19 protein-coding genes are annotated in these 24,184 nt (G+C 65.5%); 13 read left to right on the top strand and 6 right to left on the bottom strand.

Translation table 11 applies throughout. From position 1 onward, the window contains the following. The first annotated feature begins 2 nt into the window (after positions 1 to 2). The 11 genes from rsmA (at position 3) to AAV94_RS13700 (ending at position 12,136) form a co-directional block, all read left to right on the top strand. Entirely contained in the window at positions 3 to 767 is a 765-nt protein-coding gene (gene rsmA, locus AAV94_RS13750) for a 16S rRNA (adenine(1518)-N(6)/adenine(1519)-N(6))-dimethyltransferase RsmA (RefSeq protein ID WP_046742784.1), read from the top strand. 218 nt (positions 768 to 985) lie between these two features. Then, complete coding sequence (locus tag AAV94_RS13745; RefSeq protein WP_046742783.1) at positions 986 to 2,554, top strand: ABC transporter ATP-binding protein; 1,569 nt, start codon at positions 986 to 988, stop codon at positions 2,552 to 2,554. Between the two features lie 13 nt (positions 2,555 to 2,567). Further along, on the top strand, positions 2,568 to 3,674 hold the full coding sequence (locus AAV94_RS13740; protein ID WP_046742782.1) for an ABC transporter permease: 1,107 nt from the start codon (positions 2,568 to 2,570) through the stop codon (positions 3,672 to 3,674). 19 nt (positions 3,675 to 3,693) lie between these two features. After that, entirely contained in the window at positions 3,694 to 4,614 is a 921-nt protein-coding gene (locus AAV94_RS13735) for an ABC transporter permease (protein ID WP_407927324.1), read from the top strand. Positions 4,615 to 4,758: 144 nt separating this feature from the next. After that, positions 4,759 to 5,775 (top strand): BMP family ABC transporter substrate-binding protein, encoded by a 1,017-nt coding sequence (locus AAV94_RS13730; protein WP_231731441.1) that lies wholly within the window; start codon positions 4,759 to 4,761, stop codon positions 5,773 to 5,775. Positions 5,776 to 5,825: 50 nt separating this feature from the next. After that, positions 5,826 to 6,806: a 2-oxoglutarate and iron-dependent oxygenase domain-containing protein gene (locus AAV94_RS13725; RefSeq protein WP_046742779.1), complete on the top strand. Its 981-nt coding sequence runs from the start codon at positions 5,826 to 5,828 to the stop codon at positions 6,804 to 6,806. A gap of 57 nt (positions 6,807 to 6,863) precedes the next feature. Next, positions 6,864 to 9,389, top strand: a complete 2,526-nt coding sequence (locus tag AAV94_RS13720) for a UvrD-helicase domain-containing protein (RefSeq protein ID WP_046742778.1) — start codon at positions 6,864 to 6,866, stop codon at positions 9,387 to 9,389. Between the two features lie 61 nt (positions 9,390 to 9,450). After that, positions 9,451 to 9,891 carry a DUF4124 domain-containing protein gene (locus tag AAV94_RS13715; RefSeq protein ID WP_046742777.1) on the top strand — a complete coding sequence of 147 codons (441 nt, stop codon included), beginning with the start codon at positions 9,451 to 9,453 and terminating at the stop codon, positions 9,889 to 9,891. 72 nt (positions 9,892 to 9,963) lie between these two features. Then, on the top strand, positions 9,964 to 10,587 hold the full coding sequence (locus AAV94_RS13710; RefSeq protein ID WP_046742776.1) for a LemA family protein: 624 nt from the start codon (positions 9,964 to 9,966) through the stop codon (positions 10,585 to 10,587). 20 nt (positions 10,588 to 10,607) lie between these two features. Further along, positions 10,608 to 11,567 carry a TPM domain-containing protein gene (locus tag AAV94_RS13705; RefSeq protein ID WP_231731440.1) on the top strand — a complete coding sequence of 320 codons (960 nt, stop codon included), beginning with the start codon at positions 10,608 to 10,610 and terminating at the stop codon, positions 11,565 to 11,567. After that, the gene (locus tag AAV94_RS13700) at positions 11,561 to 12,136 is read left to right on the top strand and encodes a TPM domain-containing protein (RefSeq protein WP_231731439.1); all 576 of its coding nucleotides are present in this window, start codon (positions 11,561 to 11,563) and stop codon (positions 12,134 to 12,136) included. Before AAV94_RS13705 ends, AAV94_RS13700 begins: the two co-directional genes overlap by 7 nt. Positions 12,137 to 12,204: 68 nt before the next feature. On the opposite strand, the gene AAV94_RS13695 is transcribed toward AAV94_RS13700, so the two are convergent. From AAV94_RS13695 to AAV94_RS13680, 4 genes are all read right to left on the bottom strand, one after another. Further along, on the bottom strand, positions 12,205 to 13,392 hold the full coding sequence (locus AAV94_RS13695) for a thiolase family protein (RefSeq protein WP_046742775.1): 1,188 nt from the start codon (positions 13,390 to 13,392) through the stop codon (positions 12,205 to 12,207). Between the two features lie 86 nt (positions 13,393 to 13,478). Next, positions 13,479 to 14,192: a carbonate dehydratase gene (gene can, locus AAV94_RS13690; protein WP_046742774.1), complete on the bottom strand. Its 714-nt coding sequence runs from the start codon at positions 14,190 to 14,192 to the stop codon at positions 13,479 to 13,481. 134 nt (positions 14,193 to 14,326) lie between these two features. Then, complete coding sequence (locus AAV94_RS13685; RefSeq protein ID WP_046742773.1) at positions 14,327 to 15,508, bottom strand: isovaleryl-CoA dehydrogenase; 1,182 nt, start codon at positions 15,506 to 15,508, stop codon at positions 14,327 to 14,329. A gap of 170 nt (positions 15,509 to 15,678) precedes the next feature. Continuing rightward, positions 15,679 to 16,527, bottom strand: coding sequence for a 3-hydroxybutyryl-CoA dehydrogenase (locus AAV94_RS13680; RefSeq protein WP_046742772.1), 849 nt, complete (start codon positions 16,525 to 16,527; stop codon positions 15,679 to 15,681). A gap of 154 nt (positions 16,528 to 16,681) precedes the next feature. Here AAV94_RS13680 and AAV94_RS13675 point away from each other — a divergent pair, with 154 nt between their 5' ends. Further along, the gene (locus AAV94_RS13675; RefSeq protein WP_046742771.1) at positions 16,682 to 17,248 is read left to right on the top strand and encodes an adenine phosphoribosyltransferase; all 567 of its coding nucleotides are present in this window, start codon (positions 16,682 to 16,684) and stop codon (positions 17,246 to 17,248) included. Positions 17,249 to 17,260: 12 nt separating this feature from the next. Here the strand turns inward: AAV94_RS13675 and mltA are convergent, their stop codons facing one another. Further along, positions 17,261 to 18,439: a murein transglycosylase A gene (gene mltA, locus AAV94_RS13670; RefSeq protein WP_084824946.1), complete on the bottom strand. Its 1,179-nt coding sequence runs from the start codon at positions 18,437 to 18,439 to the stop codon at positions 17,261 to 17,263. Between the two features lie 472 nt (positions 18,440 to 18,911). Between mltA and AAV94_RS13665 the strand changes: the two genes are divergently transcribed. Continuing rightward, complete coding sequence (locus AAV94_RS13665; RefSeq protein ID WP_046742864.1) at positions 18,912 to 19,586, top strand: OmpA family protein; 675 nt, start codon at positions 18,912 to 18,914, stop codon at positions 19,584 to 19,586. Positions 19,587 to 19,659: 73 nt separating this feature from the next. Here the strand turns inward: AAV94_RS13665 and AAV94_RS13660 are convergent, their stop codons facing one another. Then, positions 19,660 to 24,126, bottom strand: a complete 4,467-nt coding sequence (locus AAV94_RS13660; RefSeq protein WP_084824945.1) for a YhdP family phospholipid transporter — start codon at positions 24,124 to 24,126, stop codon at positions 19,660 to 19,662. Positions 24,127 to 24,184 lie beyond the last annotated feature (58 nt).

Below are 24,184 nucleotides of genomic sequence, written 5' to 3'. Positions count from 1 at the left end.
CCGTGCGACACATCCCCCGCAAGCGCTTTGGCCAGCACTTCCTGGTCGATGACGGCGTTATCCACGCGATTGTCCAGGCCATCGCGCCGCAACACGGCGAGCCAGTTATTGAGATCGGCCCCGGCATGGCTGCCCTGACCACGCCCCTGCTGGAGCGGCTGGAGCGGTTGACGGTGATTGAACTCGACCGCGATCTGATCGTCAGGCTGCGCCGCAACCCGCAACTGCACGTCATCGCCAGCGATGTGCTGCAGGTCAACTTTCGCCAGCTGGCCCACCAACTCGGCAGCAGCCAGCTGCGCATCGTCGGCAACCTGCCCTACAACATTTCCACCCCGTTGATGTTCCATCTGCTAGAGGCCATCGATGTGGTGCGCGACCAGCACTTCATGCTGCAAAAGGAAGTGATCGACCGCATGCTGGCACAACCGGCCACCTCCGCGTTCGGCCGCCTCAGCGTGATGTTGCAATGGCGCTATGCGATGGAACGGGTGCTGGATGTGTCACCGCAGGCGTTCGAGCCACCTCCCAAGGTGGACAGCGCCGTCGTGCGCATGGTGCCGCTGCGCGACTGGGCGCAGGTGCCGCAGCCCTTGCTGGAGGAGCTGGTCAAGGTCGCCTTCAGCCAAAAGCGCAAGCTGGTGCGGCATACGCTGGGCAAGTGGCTGGATGCGCAGGGCTTCACCGGCCACTTCGATCTGCAGCGCCGCGCCGAGGAGATCCCCGTGCACGAGTACACCGCGCTGGCTGCCGCCCTGGCGCGCTAAGCGCCGGTTCACGATCGTTGCATACGCCGCGAAGGCAACGCAGGCGTAGGAAAGAACTGTGAACAGGCGGTGCCGCGAGCCCAAGGCACAGCCTGCCTCGGACTGAAGGCCACACCCGCCCGCATCCCGTCCATGTCTGTACAGGCATGGTTATTGCATTCCGTGGTCCGTGTTTCGCTGCCGTGCTGCAGGCAGCGCTGATTCACCGATCACACTGAATGGACACTTTTTCTTCTCAGCCCCGGCTGGCCCTGCGCGGCATCACCAAGCGCTATCCCGGTACGGTCGCCAATGATGGGGTCGATCTGACCATCCAGCCCGGCGAGATCCACGCCCTGCTCGGTGAGAACGGCGCCGGCAAAAGCACGCTGATGAAGATCATTTACGGCGTGATCCAGCCTGACGAGGGCAGCATCGAGTGGGAGGGACAGACGGTGCAGATGCGCCATCCCGCTCAGGCACGCGAGCGGGGCGTCGGCATGGTTTTCCAGCACTTCTCACTGTTTGAGACCCTCAGCGTGGCGCAGAACATCTCTCTGGCGCTGGGACGCCAGGCAGGCACCCCCGGGACGCTTGAGCCGCGCATCGAGGAGATCTCCCAGCGCTACGGCATGCCGCTGGAGCCAAGGCGGCTCGTGCACAGCCTCTCCATCGGTGAACGCCAGCGTGTGGAGATCGTGCGCTGCCTGATGCAGGACATCAAGCTGCTGATTCTGGATGAACCCACCTCCGTGCTGACGCCGCAGGAAGCCGATAACCTGTTCGTGACGCTGCGCCGCCTGGCAGCCGAAGGCTGCAGCATTCTGTTCATCAGCCACAAGCTGCGCGAGGTACGCGCGCTGTGCCATAGCGCCACCGTGCTGCGCGGCGGCAAGGTCGCCGGCCATTGCATTCCCGCACAGTGCTCGGACCGGGAGCTGGCCGCCCTGATGGTCGGCAATGCCGATGCGGTGCAGGCCGCACGCCCCGCTGCCCGCAGCGAGCCACTGCGTATCCCGCGCCTGCGCATCGACGACCTGAGCTGGCAGAGCCGCTCGCCATTTGGCACCTCGCTGGCCAACGTCCGCCTGACCGTCAACGCGGGGGAAATCGTCGGCATCGCCGGCGTGGCCGGCAACGGGCAGGACGAACTGCTTGGCCTGCTCAGCGGCGAGACGCGTCTGCCCGCACATGAGCGCGAGCGCCTGAGCATGGATGGCCAGCCATTTGGCAACCTGTATCCGGATCAGCGCCGCGCCATGGGACTGGCGTTCGTGCCTGCCGAACGGCTCGGCCAGGGTGCCGTGCCGGACCTGCCTCTGGCCGACAATGCTCTGCTGACGGGCTTTCAGCAACCCGGAATGCTGCGCCGCGGCATGGTGCAGCCGACAGCGGTGCTGGACTTTGCCGAGAAAATCATCGCGCGCTTTGCCGTCAAGGCGGCCGGGCCCCACGCGCCCGCGCGCAGCCTCTCCGGTGGCAACCTGCAGAAGTTCATCCTCGGCCGCGAAATTCTGCAGTCGCCGAAGCTGATGGTCGCGGCCCACCCCACCTGGGGGGTGGACGTGGGCGCCACCGCCGTGATTCACCAAGCGCTGTTCGCATTGCGCGATGCCGGCGTGGCCATCCTGGTCATCTCCGAAGACCTTGACGAGCTGTTTCACATCAGCGACCGCATGGCGGCGCTGTGCAACGGGCAGCTCTCCCCGCCACAGCCAACAGCTGCCTGCACACCGGCGCTGGTCGGGCAATGGATGGCCGGCCAGTTCGACGCCGTATCCGTAGCCCCCAACGCCTTGGCGCATTAGGACACTGTCAGCCATGTTGATCAGCCTCATCCCTCGTGGAGAACCCTCTCGCCTGATGCTGTGGGGCTCGCCCGTGCTCGCAGCCGCACTCACGCTGCTGGCCGGCAGCCTGCTGTTTCTTGCACTGGGCCACCCACCGCTAGAGACCCTGCGCGTGCTCTTGGTGGATCCCGTCCGCGATGGCTACGGCATTTCGGAGCTGCTGGTCAAGGCCCTGCCCATCCTGCTGTGCGCGCTGGGCCTGGCCGTCGCCTACCGGGCGCAGATCTGGAATATCGGTGCCGAAGGCCAGTTGCTGATGGGCGGGCTGGCCGGCAGCACCGTGGCATTGCAACTGATTGCCTGGGACAGTCGCTGGGCAATGGTTGCGGCACTGCTCGCAGGCGCTGCCAGTGGCGCATTCTGGGGCTGGGTATGCGCCTGGCTGCGCACGCACTTCAATGCCAACATCATTCTCACCAGCATCATGTTCAATTACATCGCACTGAACCTGCTGCTGTACGCCGTACACGGACCGCTGAAGGACCCTTCCGGCTTCAACTTCCCGGAGTCGGCCCTGTTCGGTGATGCGACCAGACTGCCCATCCTCTGGGAGGGCACCCGGCTGCACGCGGGCCTGCTGCTGGCGCTGGCCGCACTGGCGCTGGTGTGGGTGTTGCTGCAAAGGAGCTTTCTGGGCTTTCAGATCAAGGTCATGGGCCACGATCCACGCGCGGCGCACTACGTCGGTTTCCGTGAGACCCGGCTGGTCTGGCTGGCCATGGCAATCAGCGGCGCATTGGCCGGTCTGGCGGGCGTGGGCGAAGTTATCGGGCCGATTGGTCAGCTGGTGCCGCAGATCTCCCCCGGCTATGGCTACGCGGCGATCACGGTGGCGTTTCTGGGCCGGCTCAACCCGCTGGGTATCGTCGCGGCAGCGCTGCTGATGGCACTGCTGTATGTCGGTGGCGAGAACGCACAGATCGCAGCCAACCTGCCCAAGTCCATCACCGAGCTGTTTCAGGGCATGGTGCTGTTCTTCCTGCTGGCCTGCGACGTGCTGATCCTCTACCGCCCGCGCTGGGGTCTGCGCTGGGCGCGTCGCCAGCGTCCGGTCCCTGCGGCCACCACCCCGGCATGAACGGAGCAAGACGATGGACATTGAACTGCTGACCAACATCCTCTACGCCATGGTACGCACCGGCACGCCACTGCTGCTGGTGGCGCTGGGCGAGCTCGTCTGCGAAAAGGCCGGGGTACTCAACCTCGGACAGGAAGGCATGATGCTGCTGGGCGCCGTCGCCGGCTTCATCGTCGGCCTGTCCTCGGGCAATCTGTGGCTGGGCACGGCATGTGGCGCGCTGGCCGGCGCCGTGATGTCGACGCTGTTTGCCTTCGTGGCAGTGCATCTGGCGGCCAACCAGGTCGCCACCGGCCTGGCGCTGACGATTCTTGGTGTGGGACTGTCCTCCTTCATCGGCGCGAGCTGGGTGGGCAAGCCCATCAGCGGTTTCGAGCCCGTGGCCATCCCCGTGTTGTCGGAGCTCCCCGTCATCGGGCGCATGCTGTTCGCGCAGGATCTGCTGGTCTACCTCTCGTTTGTACTGTTTGCGCTGGTGGCCTGGGCGCTGCTGCGCAGCCGCATTGGCCTGATCATCAAGGCAGTCGGCGAAAACCCTGATGCGGCCAGCGCCACCGGCCTGCCGGTGCTGTGGGTGCGCACCGGCGCCGTGCTGTTTGGCGGAGCCATGGCGGGGCTGGCAGGCGCCTACATGTCGCTGGCCTATACCCCGATGTGGACCGAAAACATCACCGCCGGACGTGGCTGGATTGCGCTGGCACTGGTGGTCTTTGCCAGCTGGCAGGTGTTTCGCGTGCTGCTGGGCGCCTGGCTGTTTGGCCTGGCCAGCATCCTGCATCTAGTCGCACAGGGGCTGAGCGTGGCCATTCCAGGCAATCTGCTGGCGATGCTGCCGTACGTGGCCACGGTGCTGGTGCTGGTTGCACTCTCGCGCGATGCCGCCAAGACTCGGCTGTTTGCGCCAGTGTCACTGGGCCGCCCCTGGAAGCCGGGCCATTGACCGGTCCACTGCCTGACCACCGGTCACTGATGCACTCTTTGCCCATTTTTCTCTACTGTCCACAGGAGCCTCTCTATGCAACATTGCCGACTCTCTCACCTGCTACGCGCAGGCCTGCTTACAGCCGTTGCTGCAACGGCCAGCATGACGGCCGCTGCCGATACCCCGCTCAAGGTCGGGTTCGTCTACATCGGACCCATCGGGGACCACGGCTGGACCTACCAGCACGACCAGGGCCGCAAGGCGCTGGAGGCGCAGCTCGGCGACAAGGTTGAGACCACCTATGTCGAGAGCGTGCCCGAGGGCGCGGACGCCGAACGGGTGATCCGCAACCTCGCCAGCAGCGGCCACAAGCTGATCTACACGACATCGTTTGGCTACATGAACCCGACCGCCAAGGTCGCCAAGATGTTTCCCGACGTGACCTTCGAGCACGCCACCGGCTACAAGCGCGACAAGAACCTCGGCACCTATCTGGCCCGCAGCTACGAGGCACGTTACGTGGGTGGCTTCCTGGCCGCGAAGATGACCAAGAGCAAGGTGGTGGGTTACGTCGCATCCTTTCCCATCCCGGAAGTGCTGCGTGACATCAATGCCATCCAGCTGGCGCTGAACAAGTACAACCCCGGTGCGGAAGTCAAGGTGATGTGGATCAACACCTGGTTCGACCCGGGCAAGGAGGCCGATGCCGCCAATGCCCTGATCGACCAAGGCGCAGACGTGATCTTCCAGCATACCGACAGCCCGGCACCGGCACAGACCGCCGAACGTCGCGGTGTCTACGCCGTCGGCTACGCTTCGGACATGCTGTCGTTCGCTCCCAAGGCCATTCTTACTTCCGTCGTCAACAACTGGGCGCCTTATTACGTCAGCACCACGCAGTCGGTCCTCGATGGCAGCTGGCAGCCACGCGACTACTGGGGCGGTATGGCCGAGGACGTTGTGCAAACGCCGCTCAGCGACAACGTGCCCGCCGCCATCAAGGCCGAAGCGGAAACCATTATTGCCAGCATCCGCTCGGGCGAATTCCACCCGTTCACCGGCCCCATCAAGGACCAGAGCGGCCAGGTGCGCATCCCCGAAGGCAGCGTGGCCAGCGACGCGGACCTGGCGGGCATGGACTTCTACGTCGAGGGCATTCAGTCCGAACTGCCGAAGTAACGCTGCATTGGGACCCGGCTGCGCATGCGCCGGTGCCCTATCATTGACCTATGAACACGCTGCCCATCATCGACATTTCCCCGCTCTACCAGCGGGATGAGGCCGCCTGGTCGCAAGTGAGCCAGGCCATCGACGCCGCGTGCCGCACCTGGGGGTTCTTCTACATCAAGGGCCACCCCATTGCACAGTCGCAGATTGATGCGGTGCTGGATGCGGGACGGCGCTTCTTCGCGCTGCCGATCGAGGAAAAGCGCAAGATCGACATCACGCAAAGTGCCCACCACCGCGGCTATGGCGCGCTGCAAGCGGAGCAGCTCGACCCGACCCAGAGCGCTGACTTCAAGGAAGCCTTCGACATGGGCTTTCACATGCCGGCCGATCATCCGGACGTGCTGGCTGGCAAACCGCTGCGCGGCCCCAATCGGCACCCTGACCTGCCCGGCTGGCGGGAGCTCCTCGAAGGCCACTACCAGGACATGCACCAGCTGTCGCTGACGCTGCTGCGCGCCATCGCGCAGGCCCTGGGGGCCGAGCGCGAGTTCTTTGCCCAGCGCTTTCACGAGCCCATCAGCGCCATGCGGCTGCTGCACTATCCGCCGCGCCCGGACGCTGACGATGCGCCCAAGGGCGCTGGCGAGCACACCGACTATGGCTGCATCACCCTGCTCTACCAGGATCCGGTTGGCGGCCTGCAGGTGCGCAATCTCGAAGGGCAATGGCTGGATGCCCCCTTCATCGAAGGCACCTTCGTGGTCAACATCGGCGACATGATGGCGCGCTGGAGCAACGACCGCTACAAATCCACCCCGCACCGCGTGATCAGCCCGCGCGACCGGGAGCGCTACTCCATGCCGTTCTTTGCCGAACCGCACCCGGATACGCTGATCGACTGCCTGCCGGGCTGCCATGGGCCCGACCGGCCGCGGCGCTATCCGGACGTGATCTGCAGCGACTACATGCTCTCGCGCTTTGCCGACACCTACGCCTACCGCAAGAAGCCGCCGGCTGCCGCGGGTGCCATTGCGGGCTGACTGGGCCGCGCTCGCCGGCGGGCTGCCGCGGGTGCGGGCGCCGCATACAATCGCCGCATGTCATTTTCCTCGGCCGCGCGGCCTGCTTTCGACTCTCCCCTTCTGGCCGGGCTCAACCCGGAACAAAAGGCCGCCGTCACCTTCCTTGGCGGCAATGCGCTGATTCTCGCCGGCGCCGGCTCCGGCAAGACGCGCGTACTGACCACCCGCATCGCCTGGCTGCTGCAGACCGGCCAGGCTTCGCCCGGCGGCATCCTGGCCGTGACCTTTACCAACAAGGCTGCGCGCGAGATGGTCGCGCGCCTCACGGCCATGGTGCCGGTGTCGGTGCGCGGCATGTGGATCGGCACCTTCCACGGCCTGTGCAACCGCATGCTGCGTGCCCATGCCACCACCGTCGGGCTGCCCAAGCAGTTCCAGATCCTGGACATGCAAGACCAACTCTCGGCCATCAAACGGCTGCTCAAGACGCACAACGTCGATGCCGAGATGCAGCCGCCCAAGAAGCTGCAATCATTCATCAACAGCTGCAAGGAGGAGGGCCTGCGCGCCGTGGACGTGCCCGCACGCGATGGCGAGTCGCGCCAGCGCGTGGAGCTGTATCGTCTCTATGAGGAGCAGTGCCAGCGTGAAGGGGTGGTGGATTTCGGCGAGCTGATGCTGCGCAGCTATGAGCTGCTGCGCGACAACGCCGCCGTGCGCCAGCACTACCAGCAGCGCTTTGCGCATGTGCTGATCGACGAGTTTCAGGATACCAACCGGCTGCAGTACCTCTGGCTCAAGCTGATGGCCGGTGCCAGCCTGCCTGCCAACCACCGCGACGGCCCGGTGCTCACCAGCGTCGTGGCCGTCGGTGACGATGACCAGAGCATTTACGCCTTCCGCGGCGCGCGCGTGGGCAACATGGCCGATTTCCTGCGGGACTTTGGCGTGCGTGACCCCATCAAGCTGGAGCAGAACTACCGCTCCTACAGCCACATCCTGGACTCGGCCAATGCCCTGATCGCCCATAACCGCCAGCGCCTGGGCAAGAACCTGCGCACCGACCAGGGCGCTGGCGAGCCGCTGCGCGTGCATGAGGCTAGCAACGACATCGCCGAGGCGCAATGGATGGTCGACGAAGTGCGCCAGCTGCTGCAGGTCGACGGCTTTGCGCGCCACGAAATCTGCGTGCTCTACCGCAGCAACGCGCAAAGCCGCGTGCTGGAGTCCGCCCTGATCGCCGCCAAGGTGCCCTACCGGATCTACGGCGGCCTGCGCTTTTTCGAACGGGCCGAAATCAAGCACGCGCTGGCCTATCTGCGCCTGATCGAGAACCCTGGCGACGACACCAGCTTTCTGCGCGTGGTGAACTTCCCGACACGCGGCATTGGCGCGCGCACGCTCGAAGCACTGCAGGATGCCGCCCGTGCCCGCAACGTACCGCTGTACCTGGCAGTGCAGGACGTGCCCGGCAAGACCGGCGACAAGCTGCGCGCTTTCGTGCAGCTTGTCGACCGGCTCCGAGAGGCCAGCTACGGCCAGCCACTGCGCGAGGTCATCACGCTGATGCTGGAGCACAGCGGCCTGCTCGAACACTACCGCGCCGAAAAGGACGGCGTGGACCGGGTGGAGAACCTGGAGGAGCTGGTCAATGCCGCAGAGAGCTTCGTGGCCCAGGAAGGCTATGGCCTGGATGCCACGGCGCTGCCGATCGACGAGCATGGCCAGCCGCTCACGCAAGGGCCAGCCAGCCAGGGCATTGATCCCGACGCCCCGCTGGATGCTGCAGCACTGCCCACACGTCTACCCGCGGTGCAGCCCGCGGCGCTGGATGCCAACCAGTCCCTGTTCTACGACGCCGACACCGGCGAGACGCTGACGCCGCTGGCGGCCTTTCTCACCCATGCCGCGCTGGAGGCGGGCGACAACCAGGCCCAGGCTGGCCAGGATGCCATCCAACTGATGACCGTGCACGCCTCCAAAGGCTTGGAGTTCGATGCCGTGTTCATCATGGGCATGGAAGAAGGGCTGTTTCCGCACTACAACAGCCTGGCCGACCAGGATGGGCTAGAGGAGGAGCGCCGCCTGATGTATGTGGCCATCACGCGCGCGCGCAAGCGCCTGTACCTCAGCCTGGCCATGGAGCGCATGCTCAATGGCCAGACCCAGTACAACCTGCCCAGCCGTTTTCTCGACGAGCTGCCCGAAGAGTCCGTGCGCTGGCTCACGCCCAGGCGCAACAAGCTGACCGCAAGTGCCGCTGGCGGCGGCCCCGCCGGATTCGCCGGCAGCGCGCCGTGGTCTGGCGCCAGCAGCTACGGCACGACGCGGCAGGGCCGCTACCCGGCGCGCACCAGCGCCGAGGATGCGGCCTGGCGCGCCGCGACCGCGCAGCCCGTGCCCGCTACCGCCGCCAGTCAGAGCGGTGCCAACTCCTTTGGCATCCGCGCCGGCCAGCGCGTGTTCCACACCAAATTCGGCGAAGGAGAGGTGCTGGCCATCGAAGGCAGTGGCTGCGACAGCAAGGCCAAGGTCAACTTCGGCCGCCATGGCACGAAACTGCTGCTGCTGGCCGTCGCCAAACTCACCGTGGTGACGTGAGGCGGCGATTCCGGTATCCGGGCATTGCGGGTATGCTTGAACCTCCTATTTGCACTCCACCATGACCAGGACAGACCTTGCCCCCATCGCCGAACGGACAGCGCTGCGACGCATCGCCCTGCCGTGCGCCTTGGTGCTCACCCTATGCGGCACTGCTGCGTACGTGCAAGCCCAGGCCTTCAAGTGCACCAATGCCCAGGGCCACGTCTCCTACCAGCAGACACCGTGTCCGCAGGCCACTGCTGGCGACCTGTTCGTCGATCCGCTGACGCGTCAGCGCCAGGAAAACGAAGCGGCGCACCGCACTGCCTCCGCACAGCAGCGTGCGCAGTACCGCCTGCAGCAGCAACAGGAGTTGCAGCGTCTGCGCCAGGCCGTCCTGCAGGCTGGCGCGGCACGGACCGGAATGCCGCCACCAGACGATGCCGCAACAGTGCTGGGCTTGAGTGAGAACGAGTCCATCGTGCCGGTCGACACCGCAGGTGCGGCAAAGCCGCAATAAGCCCACGGGATGGTCGGACGGCACAGGCGCCGTGTCACAATGGGCGCGCTAGACAAACCACGGAGAACAACTATGCAACGCCTTGGATGGATGTTGACCCTGTTTATCACTCTGCTCGTCGGCGGCTGTGGCTACAACGATTACCAGCGTCTGGACGAACAGACCAAGGCGGCCTGGAGTGAAGTCGTCAACCAGTACCAGCGCCGTGCCGACCTGATCCCCAATCTGCAGGCCGTCGTGGAGCGGCAGGCCAATTTCGAACGCAACACACTCACCGCCGTGATCGAAGCGCGGGCACGCGCAACCTCCATCCAGGTCACGCCCGAGACGCTGCAGGACCCGCAAGCGCTGGCGCAATACCAGCAGGCACAGAACCAGCTGGGCAGCGCGCTGGCGCGACTGATGGCGGTCGCCGAGGCCTATCCGGAGCTGCAGACCAACCAGGCCTTCCGCGACCTGGCGGTGACGCTGGAGGGCACGGAAAACCGCATCGCCGTGGCCCGCAACCAGTACATCCAGGCCGTGCAGCAGTACAACGTGTTGCGCCGCAGCTTTCCCACCAATCTCACCGGCATGATCTTCGGTTACGACGAGAAGCCCAACTTCAGCGTCGCCAATGAGGCCGAGATCGCCACGCCGCCACGCATCGAGATGCCGGCCAACCTGAGCACCGAAGGCAGCCCGGCCACTCCGTGACCGGCCTGACCATCCGCGCCATGGCATCCATGCCCATTTTGGACACGTCCCCAGGGCGGCGCATGCGCGCTGGCTGGCGCCGGCTGAGCCAGTGGGTGGCTGCCCTGATGTTGCTGCTCTTTGCCGCTACGCTGGCGGCACAATCGGGCCTGCAACCGGTGCCTGCGCTGACGGATCGCATCATCGACCAGACCGCAACGCTTTCGCCAGCCGAGACGGCTGCGATCCGCCAAAAGCTCGCGGCGCTGGAAGAACGCTTTGGCACACAGGTGGTGGTGCTGATGGTTGCCACCACCGCTCCGGAAGACATTGCGCCCTATGCGCATCGGGTGGCCGATACCTGGAAAATCGGCCGCGCCGATGTGGGCGATGGCCTGTTGCTGGTGATCGCCAAGAACGACCGCACATTGCGCTTTGAGGTTGCTCGGGCGCTGGAAGGCACCATTCCGGACCTGCGCGCTGCGCGCATCATCGACGAGCAGATCACTCCCGCATTCCGGCAAGGCAACTTTGCTGCGGGCATTCTGGCGGGACTGGATGGCGTGGAGGCTGCGCTGGCGGGTGATCCTCCGCCTCCCCCTGCCAGCGGCGCGGAACGCAACGCCGGCATGCGCGCATTCGGCGACGCTGGCGTGGACATCCCCACACTGATCGTGCTGGCCTACTTCGCACTGACCCTGGGCGCTCCCCTGATGCGCCAGCTGCTCGGGCGCAAGCTGGGTGCACTCGCCAGTGGTGGTGCCATCGGTGCAGTGGTCTACCTTTTTTCAGGCGCGCTTCTGGTGGCCCTGATTGCTGGCATTGCCGGAATGTTGATCGCCTTCTCGATGGGTAGCCAGGTGGGCATCGGCACCGGACCCCGTGGCGGGGGCGGTGGATTCGGCGGCGGCGGTTTTGGTGGCGGCGGTTTTGGCGGCGGAGGCTTTGGCTCCGGCGGCGGTGGCAGCTTTGGCGGCGGAGGCGCTTCAGGACGATGGTAGCGAGCACCCCTCAGACACCGACTTCAACGGCAGCGACCGGTCAGCGCGGCACGCGCAACTGGTGGCAGCGCTTCATGCGGCTGCTGCGCCATCGCTGGGATGAACCGCAGGCCAGGCGCCTGATGACGCCGACACTGCAGCGCTCGCTGGCCGAGCAGATCAGCCGCAGCGAAGCCACCCACACGGGCCAGATCGCCATCTACGTTGAAGGCGGCCTGCCCGGCCACTACGTCCGCGAGGACAAGACAGCGCGCGATCGCGCCTGGGCGCTGTTCGGAAAATTGGGCGTATGGGACACGGCCGACAACAACGGCGTGCTGATCTATCTCCTGATTGCCGAACACGCCATCGAAATCGTGGCCGACCGCGGCCTGCGCGCAAGGCTCGATGACGCAGCATGGCAACCGGTGGTCGAGCACCTGGGCACAGCGCTGCGCGCCGGCGACTACGCCAGGGGCCTGCAACTGGCGGTAGAGGAAGTTGGCGTACTGCTTGCCGCGCATTTCCCGCGCCACGATCCGGCCACGCGCCAGCCCAACGAAGTGCCGGACATGCCAGGATTTCGCTGACGCAACGGCTTGGACGCACGAAAAAGGCGCCGTCTGCGGCGCCTCGTTGCAAAGACATCGGCCGTCGCTCAGAGCATTTCCACTGTGATGGCGGTGGCCTCGCCGCCGCCGATGCACAGCGTGGCCAGCCCCTTCTTCAGGCCGCGGCGCTTGAGCGCATTGAGCAGCGTGACGACGATGCGCGCGCCGCTGGCACCGATGGGGTGACCCAGCGCACAGGCACCGCCATGGACGTTGACCTTCTCGTGCGGCACATTCAGCTCTTTCATGAGAGCCATGGTCACGACCGCAAACGCTTCGTTGACCTCCCACAGGTCCACGTCCTCCACCCCCCAGCCGGCTTTCTTGAGCGCATTTCTGGCCGCATCGACCGGTGCGGTGGTGAACCACTCGGGCTCCTGGGAGTGCTGCGCCGTGCTGACGATACGGGCAAGCGGCGTGGCGCCCAGATCGCGCGCGGTCGACTCGCGCACCAGCACCAGCGCCGCCGCGCCGTCGTTGATGCTGGAACTGGCCGCTGCGGTGATGGTGCCATCCTTCTTGAAGGCCGGCTTGAGCTGCGGAATCTTCTCGACGTTGATCCGAGTTGGCCCCTCATCCTGCTCAACCACCACATCGCCCTTGCGGGTGCTGACGGTGACGGGCATGATCTCGTCCTTGAACGCGCCGGACTCGATCGCCTGCTGCGCCCGCGTGACGCTGGCGGTGGCAAACGCATCCTGCTGCGCGCGCGTGAACGCGTACTTCTCGGCGCACAGTTCGCCGAAGGTGCCCATGGAGCCGCCGGTGTAGGCATCCTCCAGGCCATCGAGCATCATGTGATCGAACAGCTTGTCATGGCCCAGCCGATAACCGCCGCGGCCCTTCTTGAGCAGATAGGGCGCATTAGTCATGCTCTCCATGCCACCGGCAACGATGACGTCTGCCGAGCCTGCCTTGAGCGCATCGTGTCCGAGCATGGTGGCTTTCATCGCCGAGCCGCACACCTTGCCAACCGTCGTGGCCGACACGCCCTTGGGCAGGCCTGCCGCCAAAGTAGCCTGACGCGTCGGGTTCTGCCCCTGGCCAGCCGTCAGCACGTTGCCGAAGAACACCTCATCGACCCGCTCGGGCGCCACACCGGCCTTCTCCAGCGCCCCCTTGATCGCAACGGCACCGAGCTGCCATGCCTGCATGGGACTGAACGCGCCCTGAAATGCGCCCATCGGGGTGCGCGCAGCGCCAATGATGACGATCGATTCACTTGCGTTGCTCATCTCCAACTCCTGTGCTGTTTGTTCACAACCTGCATGCGGTCTCCCGGCATATCATACACAGCGCACGCTACAGTCCCTGCGGCCGTTCAGGGCCTGGCCTCCAGCACACCGGGCGGCGGCGCGCTGACGCCATTGGCAGGATCGCCATCGCGCTGCACCCGTGCAACACGTTGCAGCGCCGTGGCGTAGGCCTGGCGCAGGCTGTCCAGCCCGGTCACGGTCATTTCCAGATCGGTAATCAGGCCATTGGTGAGGTGGTAGCACCAGCCGTGCAGGATGAGCTTCTGACCATTGGCCCAGGCATCCTTGACGACGGTGGTATGCGCCACATTGAGCACCTGCTCGATCGCATTGAGCTCGCACAGCGCATCATGGCGCCGCGCCTCCGGCACCTGTTCCAGCAGCTTCCAGTGCTTGTCACGCACGTCCTTGACGTGCCGGATCCAGTTGTCGGCCAGTCCGACACGCTGGTCGGTCAATGCCGCGTACACGCCGCCGCAGCCGTAGTGACCGACCACCATCAGATGCTCCACATGCAACTGGTCCACCGCGTACTGAATGGTCGTCAGGCAGTTCAGGTCCGACGGCACGACAACGTTGGCCACGTTGCGATGCACGAAGACTTCCCCCGGATCCAGCCCGGTGATCTGGTTGGCCGGCACGCGGCTGTCGGAGCAGCCGATCCACATGTACTTGGGATGTTGCTGCGCCTGCAGGCGGGTGAAGAAACCGGGGCGCTCACGCTCGACGCTCTCGGCCCATTTGCGGTTGTTCTCGAAAAGTTGCTTCAGTGTGGGCATCGCCTTTGTAGTTTGAACGTTAACCGCTGTATTGTCGCACCGCAACATGCCACCAGCCGATGGCCACAACGGCGCCAAGGCGCCTGCCTCGCCGACTTGACAGCACCGCCCGACGGTATCCGGGGCGCGGCGACTCAGGCGGTTTCGGCAAACAGCTCGCGCCCGATCAACATGCGGCGGATTTCACTCGTGCCAGCACCGATTTCATAAAGCTTGGCATCGCGCCACAGGCGCCCCAGCGGATACTCGTTGATGTAGCCATTGCCGCCGAATATCTGGATGCCCTCGCCCGCCATCCTGGTGGCCTGTTCGGCGCACCAGAGAATGACCGAAGCGCAGTCCTTGCGCACCTGACGCACGTGTTCGGCGCCGAGCAGATCGAGGTGCTTGCCAATGGTGTACAGAAAGGATCGCCCGGCCTGCAGCACGGTGTACATGTCCGCCATCTTGGCCTGGATGAGCTGGAACTCGCCAATGCTCTGGCCGAACTGCTTGCGTTCGTGAATGTAGGGCACGACACTGTCCATCACCGCCTGCATGATGCCGACCGGGCCGGCAGCCAGCACGGCACGTTCGTAATCCAGCCCGCTCATCAGCACCCGGGAGCCCTGGTTGAGGCCGCCCAGGATATTCTCCTGCGGCACTTCCACATTTTCGAACACGAGCTCGCCGGTGTGGCTTCCGCGCATGCCGAGCTTGTCGAGCTTTTGCGCCACCGTAAAGCCCTTCATGCCTTTCTCGATCAGGAAGGCCGTCACGCCCCGCGCGCCCAGGTCCGGATCCGTTTTGGCATACACCACCAGCGTGTCGGCATCCGGTCCATTGGTAATCCACATTTTGGTGCCGTTGAGCAGGAAATAGCCGCCCTTGTCCTCGGCACGCAGCTTCATGCTGATCACGTCCGAGCCAGCACCAGCCTCGCTCATGGCCAGTGCCCCGACATGCTCGCCCGAGACCAGCTTGGGCAGGTATTTACGCTTTTGCGCCTGACTGCCGTTACGGCGGATCTGATTGACACAAAGATTGCTGTGCGCGCCATACGAGAGGCCCACGGAGGCCGATGCGCGGGAGATTTCCTCCATGGCGATCATGTGCGCCAGGTAGCCCATGTTGGCGCCGCCATATTCCTCGGGCACGGTAATGCCCAGCACGCCGAGCTCGCCCATCTGGCGCCACAGGTGCATGGGAAACTGGTCGCTGCGGTCAATCTGCGCAGCCAGCGGCGCAATCTGTTCCTGGGCAAATTCGCGCACTGCATCACGCAGTGCATCAATGTCCTCTCCCAGCTGGAAGTTCAGACCCGGCAGGTTGCTCATTGCATGTCTCCTTGTGTGCTGCGCCGCCACGAAGGCGGCATGCAGACATTGTGGGACGGACGCCTGCCCACCGCCCTTGCTACCTGCCGCGTTGGCAGAAAAGGCAACCTGCTTTGCACAGTGGCCAGCCAACGTGCGCGCGCAGCGGGCCCATTTTGGCTGACGTTGATTCAGTACCGGTAGACGCCCCGGCCAGTCTTGCGCCCAAGGTGACCGGCAGCGACCAGTTCGCGCAGCAGCGGGGCCGGCCGATACTTGCTGTCGCCAAACTCCTGCAGATACACTTCCATGACCGCCAGACACACATCCAGGCCGACCAGATCGGCCAGCGCCAGCGGTCCGATCGGATGATTGGCGCCGAGTTTCATCGCTTCGTCGATCGCCTCGGGCTCGGCCACGCCTTCGGCCAGCACGAAGAAGGCCTCGTTGATCATCGGCACCAGAATGCGGTTGACGACAAAGCCCGGCGCGTTCTTGACGGAAACCGGCGTCTTGCCGAGCTTGCGCGCCAGCTCCGCCACGGTGTCGTGCGTCGCGTCGCTGGTCTGGATCCCGCGGATGACCTCTACCAGCGCCATCAACGGCACCGGATTGAAAAAGTGCATGCCGATGAACTGCTCGGGCTTTTGCGTCTGCGCTGCCAGCTTGGTGATGGAAATCGAAGAGGTATTGGAAGCAATGATGGCCTGCGACTTGGCCACCTGTTCAATCTGCCGAAGGATCTTGACCTTGAGCTCGTAGTTCTCCGTCGCAGCCTCGATGATCAGGTCAGCCTCGCCGAGGGCGGCATAGTCGGTCGTGCCATGGATGCGCCCGAGGATGGCATTTTTGTCGGCCGCACTGATTTTCTCCTTCTTGATCAGACGGTCCAGGCTACTGGCCACGGTTTGGATGCCCTTTTCCACCGCCGCATCGGAAATGTCCACTACCGTGGCATGCAAGCCCGCCGCTGCGACGGCCTGCGCAATCCCGTTCCCCATGGTGCCAGCACCGATGATGCCTACTGTCTGAATGCTCATAGTTCAACCTGTCTCGAATGTTTGTTGGAAGAATCGCGGTGCCACCACCCGGCATTGACACTGCCTAGGCGCACGTTGCGCCCGAGCCTGCGACGCAACGACTTTACACTACCGCCGCGACACTTCTGCCGCGATACCGCCGCCGACCATTGCCATGACCGCCTCCACCGTCCAACTCGATGTTTCCGACTTTCTGCGCCAGCACATCCGCACCGTGCCCGACTGGCCCAGCACCGGCGTGCAGTTTCGCGACATCACTCCGCTGCTGCAGGATCCGCGCGTGTTTCGCGTGCTGATCGATGCCTTCGTGCACCGCTACATGGCACCTGGGTTACGCCCCGACGTGGTCGCTGGCCTTGACGCGCGCGGTTTCATCATTGGTGCGGTTGTCGCCTACGAGCTGAATGTCGGCTTTGTGCCCATCCGCAAGAAGGGCAAGCTGCCCTTCACGACGGTGGCTGAAACCTACGAACTGGAGTATGGCAGCGCCACTGTTGAGCTGCACACAGATGCGATCTCCAACGGCCAGAAAGTACTGCTGATCGACGACCTGATCGCCACCGGCGGCACCATGATTGCCGGCATCAAGCTGCTTGAGCGCCTTGGCGGCATCGTCACCGAGTGCGCCGTCATCGTCGACCTGCCCGAGCTTGGCGGTTCGGCCAAGCTGGCGCAAACCGGCAAGCCCCTGTTCAAGCTGGTCGAGTTCGACGGCGAATGAGATCGGCTGCACTCATGGGATTGGCATGCCCTTGGGCCACAAGGCCCACAGGTACAAATCCTGCTTGACGCGCCCGGCCAATTCTCCCGCCTGCTCGCCCCAGCCTGCGAAGTAGTCGGCGCGCACCGCGCCGACGATGGCACTGCCCGTGTCCTGCGCCAGCACCAGCCGCTTTTCATTGAGGGTCGGGCCTGCGGTCATCAGCCATACTGGCGTGCCGTACGGAATGCTGCGGCGATCGACTGCAATCGAGCGGCCCGGCGTCAACGGCACGCCTTGGGCGCCCTTGGGACCGACATTCTGCTCCTCCAGCAGCAACGGCTCCTCGCGGAAGAATACGTAGCGGGGATTGCTCCACAGCATCTCCTGCACGCGCTGCGGATTGGCCTCGACCCAGGCTTTGATGCCCGGCCACGTCGCATCCTTGACAAGACCACGCTGCAGCAACCAGCGCCCGACGCTGCCATAGGCGTGGTTGTTGGTGCCGGCGTAAGCAAGGCGGACTTGGTGAATGTCTCCGTTGGGCTCCTGCAGGATCAGGCGCCCCGATCCCTGGATGTGCAGCACCATCGCATCGACCGGATTCTCCAGCCAGGCGATCTCCCGCCCCGCCAGCGCCATCGCGGCAGCGGGATGATTGGACTCGATCTGCTGGCGACTGAACCAGCGCCCCTGTCCGGAATACCCCGCTGGCATGGCATACAGCGGCACGTCAAAACCGCCGCCTCGCAGGCGCCGCCCACGCATCACCGGCTCGTAGTACGCCGTCAGCAGCCCCAGGTCGCTGCCTTCGTGGCTGCGCACCAGATACGGCTGCAGGCTGCGGCGCATCCAGGCGCGGCGCGTGGCGTCATCCGCCAGTTGCAGTGCACGAATCTCGCCGCAGGCCTGCTGCCAGGCGGGCAGCGGACGCTCACAGCTGCGCAGCCAGGAGGCCCATGCATCGCTCAGATCGTCCTGCTCAAAGCCTGGCAGATCGCTCCAGGGCACGGGCGTCCACAACGCCGCCTCACGTCGCACCGTGGGGCCGATGGCATGCGGGCGCAACTGCGGCAGGGCACTGGGACGCACCACGGCATCAGACGCAGGCAGTGCCCCTCCCTCGGACGGGACACTGGCAGGAGGGGTGCTGCAAGCAGCCAACACGGCCGTCGCGCAAACGGCCGCGGCGCGCATCAGGGTTCGAAACATACGGACTTCAGAGCTTGCCACAACAATCCATTTCCATCTCGCAGGGGCAACGCATCGCGCAAGGTCACCGCGCCACACTGGCGCCACCGCTGTCGGCGACGGAGCAGCCTTACCCCCCGCATTCGTAAAAAGGTGCCAACAACCCGTATCACAGCCAGGCAGGACGCCAATGTTGGCAATTGCAGAAGCGATCTGACAACGCGTGCGCCGCTGAAACGTTATATTGCTCGTGTGGGGGCAAGAGCCTGCTTGCACTTGCTTCCTGCGCGCAGGCTCTTTCGGACAATTCGCGACACCCGTTGCCGCTGCGCCCGTTGCCAACGAAGCTGCTCGCACATGGCGCTGACGCAGCAGACTGGCTTTGACGGGAAAACGCGCATTATCCACAGATGCCGCACGTGCTGAGGTAACGCATTTCAGCAATCATTAACAAGCCTTTCATTTGCCATCGCTGCACAAAAGGAGAATGACCATGCAAACCACTACGACCGCCCGCTTGCCGGGCACGTTCGCACGCAGCCTGTTGGCTGCCAGTGCTAGCTGCGCCCTGTTTCTGACAGGTTGCGCCAACATGACCGAAGGCCAGCGCAATACTGCCACTGGCGTGGGCATCGGCACCGCAGCTGGTGCCATCGTCGGCGGCCTGGTTGGCGATGGCCGCGGTGCCGCCGTCGGGGCCACCCTCGGGGGCCTGGGCGGCTATGTCTGGTCGCAGCGCATGGAGCGCCAGCGCGCCGAGATGGACCGCGCCATGGCTGACACCGGCGTGGTCGTCACCCAGACGTCCGACAACCGGCTCAAGCTCAACATCCCCAGCGACATCTCGTTCGATACCAACCGCTACGACATCAAGCCCGAGTTCGCGCCATTGCTCGATCGCTTTGCGCGCAGCCTGCAGGAAAACCCCAATACGGAAGTGCTGATCGTCGGCCATACCGACAGCACCGGCAATGACGCCATCAACAACCCGCTGTCGCGCAACCGTGCCGAAGCCACGCGCCAGTACCTGGTCTCGCGTGGTGTGGCATCCCACCGCATCCAGATCGAGGGCCGTGGCTCCTATGAGCCGGTCGCCAGCAACGCCACCGCGGAAGGTCGGGCGCGCAACCGTCGCGTGGAAATCTTCGTAGGCGAACCTGCGCAGTAACGCCACCCGGCTGCACCGCCAGCCCCACGCCCGCCAGACAGGCGGGCTTTTTCGTGCCTGCCCAAGCAGGCTCTCACGGCAACTGCGCGGGACGGCCCGCCACAGCACTTTCTACGCGCTCGACCACCGGATCGGCCCAGCTGCCGTGAATGTGAAAGGTGCGCGCAGCGGTCTGTGCCAGTGGCTTGGCCAAAAACATCTGCGCCAGGAATGCACCTGCCCCCACCGCCGGATTGATCGCGGTGGCAACCAGCGCTGCGGTGCTGGCGTCGAGCTCCGGCACGACCACCACCTTCAGATCCTGGGTTTCGTCCACCAGACTGGCCTGCCCCTCCAGTACCACGCCGGCGTTGATGCCCTGCATCTGCAAATTGTTGGTTCGCGCTACGCCCGATTGCAGGGCAATGTCGCCGCGCACCAGATCAAAGGCAAAGCCGGCACTGAATATGTCCCGGAAGTCCAGGCTCAGCCGCCTTGGCAAGGCCTGCAGGCTCAGCACGCCAAGCAGACGACCTGCCCCCGCGTCCGCCGGCAGGAACTGCCCCCGGCGCATGTCGATATGAACAGTGCCGGACAGTGACGGCAGATCGAGTTTGAGCGGCGAGCCAAGCCAGCTCAGCCGGCCATCGAGCACGCCCTGGCCTTGCGCCAGCAGGCTGGGGCGGCCCAGCCGCGCCAGCAGCTGCCCACCGTCGAACACCTCCAGCGTGAACTGCATGTCCATGCGCTTGCGCCCTGACAGCAGCGGCTGCCACCGCTGCTGCGCGCTCTGCTCGGCCGACTGCCAGCTGCCGCGCGCCGTCAGCCGCGCTTCGGGCGTCTGCACGGTCAGGTAGCGGATGCGCCACTCGCTGGGTATGCCGGCCTCGACGTGATTGATCGCCTGTAACGCCACCTTGCCCCAATCGCGGTTGGCAAACAGCAGCCGCTCAATCTCCAGATCAACGGTGGGCAGGCTGCGCAGCTGGCCTGCGAGCATCGGCGTAGCCGAATCCTGGCTGGCCGCCGCGCCTTGTTCGGCATGCGGCTGTGCAAGTCCTGCGGGCAGCTCCAGGTATTCGATCTTGCCGCGCAGCAGGCCGGTGGCCTGCAGATAGTCCGGGTGGTATTCCACCGTGCCACGCGCTTGGTCGGACTGTACCTTGGCCACCCAGATGTTGCGCGTAGGCCCTTCCCGATAGAGCTGCGCGCGCACATTGTCGATGGCGAGCGCCCCCCAGCGCCAGCGTTGGAAGTTGCCGTACCAGACATCCGGCAGAAACTGCGCCATCACACCACTGGCCGCACCATCATGGCCCAGCTCCGGGCCCGCATCCTGAAGCGGGGCCCCACGCAGCCAGGGCAGCCACGCCGCGGCGTCCCATTCATCCCACATGATGGTGGCACGCACTGTCTCGGGTATTGGTGGCGCGGCGAAGTCATGCGGAATAAAGCCCGACAGGCGTCGCTCGTCCTCCGTGAAGGCGCCGATCAGCACATTGCCCGATTTCACGCGGCGCTGCTGAGGCCGATCGGAGGACCGGCTCGTTGCGGAATCGCTCGGCCCGGAACCGGCCGCGCGGTGCGCAAGCGCCTCCTCGGGCTGGCCAGCCGCCGTCATAGCCGTCACATCCGATTGCAGGAGGTAGCGCGCATAAACGCGCTCTCCCAACGTGAGCTGCAGCACTTCCTCGCCGGCCTGGTCGGGCGGTGCCCAGTCGATGCGCAACGCACTGGCCTGCTGTGCCTGTTTGTCCAGCGGCGGCGGCAGTCTGCTGGCCAGGCCCACCAGGTCACTGTCCAGCGTCAGGTAGACTGCAGCGCCAATCGTCTGCACCTGCAGCGCGTAGTCGGCCTCTCCCTCCAGTGCACGCGCAAGGGCATCGACGGTAGGGTTGCGCGTGGCCCGCGCGGCATACTGCTGCAATCCACTTGCCGTAAAGCGGCCCTGCGCTCGCACCTGCACGCGCGGTGGCGCACCAGGCTCGCGGTCGGCCATGGTCACGTCCAGCGCGACCGGCCCGCCCAGCGCCCTTGCCTGCAAGCCCGTTGTGTGAAACCCTCGGTCGGTGAACTGCACTCGGCCTCTGGCCTGCTGCAGCTGCGGCACTGCAGGCAGCCAGCGCAGGGTGTTACCCGGCAACGCAATGGTGCCCTGCACGCGGGGGCGGTGCGTGGCGGCTTGCTTGCCCAGGGGAATCTCCAGCGCCAGCTGCAGGCTGGCCTGGCCATCGGCACGCAAGGCATTCAGCAGGCCATCGGTCATGCGCGCCACCGGCGTTTCTCCCAGCGCATCCAGCTGCTGCTGCAGTGGGCCCTGGGCATCTACCTTCACCGCCACGCTGGCCGCCTCGAAATCCCGGATGATGGCGCTGCCCTGCGTGATCGCGACCTCGGGCTGCTGCGCCAGCCGCCCCTCTGACACCTGCAAAGCCATGGCGCTGCCTTGGAACGTCAGCAATCCCTTCACATCCTGCAGGTCGGGCCAACTGCGACCGGCGTCCTCGCCGCGCATCAGGTAATGCGGCACGTAACGGTAGGCGGCATCCTCAATGGCGGCCCGGATGCGAAACCATTCGTCGTCGCGGCGCTCGTGCGCAAATGGAAAGCGCTGCAGCTGGCCGCGCACGGCGATTTGCACATCTGAAGCCTTGCCTGCCTGCACGGCTTCGCGCACGTAGCGGCGTACGTCCGGTTTGATCACCAGCGGCAGGTAGCGCCAGACCTGCGTGCCATCGGCCTGCGTCAGCACCCCCTGCAGGTCGAGATAGCCAGGCAAGGCCGCTGCCGCACGACCGTGCCGCGGGGGCAGTTGCGCCACCTCCTGCCGCGTGGAGGGGCGCCAGAAGCCTCGGACCTGACCGCGCAGATCGACGTTGGCAAACTCCGGGGCATCGAAGTTGACGGCAATGCCGCCTTCTGCGGTGCGCTGCCACTGCAGCGTAGTACGCAAATGTTCGACAGCCATATGCGGATACTCGAACAGCCGCGGCAAGTACAGGCTGCCCTGTGCGATCTCCAGCTGCGCGCGGCCATTGCCGCTGCTGCCTGCTACGTGCCCGGAGAGCCCTTGCACGCCCCACGGGGCGGCATTGGCGGGCGGTTCGCCTATGGTGTCAGCAGGCACACCCAGTGCCAGCGCCTGCAGCGTCGCCTGCGCTTGCCACTGACCGCGCGAGAGCTGTTCGACGGCGTTGTCAGGCACGGCCATGGCGTCGGCGTCCTGCGGCGCCTGCCACGACAGCGTGAGGTCGCGCACCACACCAGCGGGCCGCCAGCGCACCTGCTGCTGCTGCAGCCACTCCCAGGCCTGCACCAGCCAGTCATCCTGAGGCCTGTCCAACGAGGGAGCCGGACCTGCGTCCCCGGCACTGGCGAGTACAGCCTGCAGCGCCGTCAGGTCCAGCTGCTTCCACTGCAGTTGCATCTGCTGCACGCTTGCCAGCGAATTGGCCGATGCAGGCATCCAGCCGTGCGCGAGCTGCAGCGCGCCGCGCAGTTCACCGCTGTCCCATTGCTGACCGTCGCGCTGCACCTGCAGCTGCAGGCTGCGCGCCGTCCAGCGCGTTGCAGACTCCCCCACGGGCGCCTCTTGCAGTCGCGCACGTAGCGCCAGCTGCTCCCACCCGTCGGTCTGGGCACCGGCATCCGCTGCGCTTGCCTGCCAGCGCAGCGCCAGATCGCTGTCGCGCAGATACCCTTCTTCGAGCGTCAGATGGGCCTCGCCAGCCAGCGCCCCGACATCCGGCAGGTGCACGCCGCTGGCGCGCTCCAGGGCCCGCAGAGTCCACCCCGTCACATTCAGCCGCACATCACCACTGGCAGCAGGCCAGCCCTGCCCATGGCGGGGGAGCTGCGTCAGTCCCCGCAGCCGCGCATCCACCGCCAGCTGCGCGCCTTCTGTCCCGCCCACGCGCAGCACCAGATGGTGGAGGCCTGACAGACGCTGGCGCTGCAGCGTGGCATCCATGTCCAGATACACCGTCTGGCCAGTCGGCGCGGCAAGCGCTGCGCCCTCCACCTGTACATGGCCATCAACGATGCGCACCATGGGCTGCGCCAGCAGCCATCGCCATGCGGGATGCTGCATCCATGCCCGCTGCGCGTCTGGTGCCGCCGCTGCTGCTGTCGATGCCTGACTGCCGCGCCACTGCAGGCGCGGTTGTTGCACGACGATCGCCTGGGCGCCACCGCGCAACAGGGCAGGCAGACTCGACTCCAGGCGCAGCGCCTGCCAGCTCACCTGCCAGCGGCCTGCGGGATCGCGTACCTGCCCCGGCCCAACCAACACGGTGGGCAACCAGCCCCCGGGCTCGGCCTGCAGACGAGACAACGTCACTTCCAGGCCCGTTGCGGTGCGCACGCGCTGCTCCAGCCAGGGGCGCCAGTCGTCCAGGCGCGGCAATAGCCACAGATGCGCCGCCAGCAGTGCCCCTACCACGGCCAGCGCGCCAGCGCCAGCCAGCACCAACAACCCGCGCAACCAGCGCAACCAGCGCGCGCGGCGCACAGGCTGACGCGCGTGGCTATCGGAAAGGGGGGCGAGGTTGGATTGGCGCATGCAAGTGCGACATTATCCCGAGAACCTGTACATCCTTGGGCATGTGCGTTGTAAGAAC

The sequence above is a fragment of the Lampropedia cohaerens genome, from assembly GCF_001005215.1.
GTDB classification, from domain to species: domain Bacteria; phylum Pseudomonadota; class Gammaproteobacteria; order Burkholderiales; family Burkholderiaceae_C; genus Lampropedia; species Lampropedia cohaerens.
This window is presented reverse-complemented; position numbering and strand designations above follow the sequence as displayed.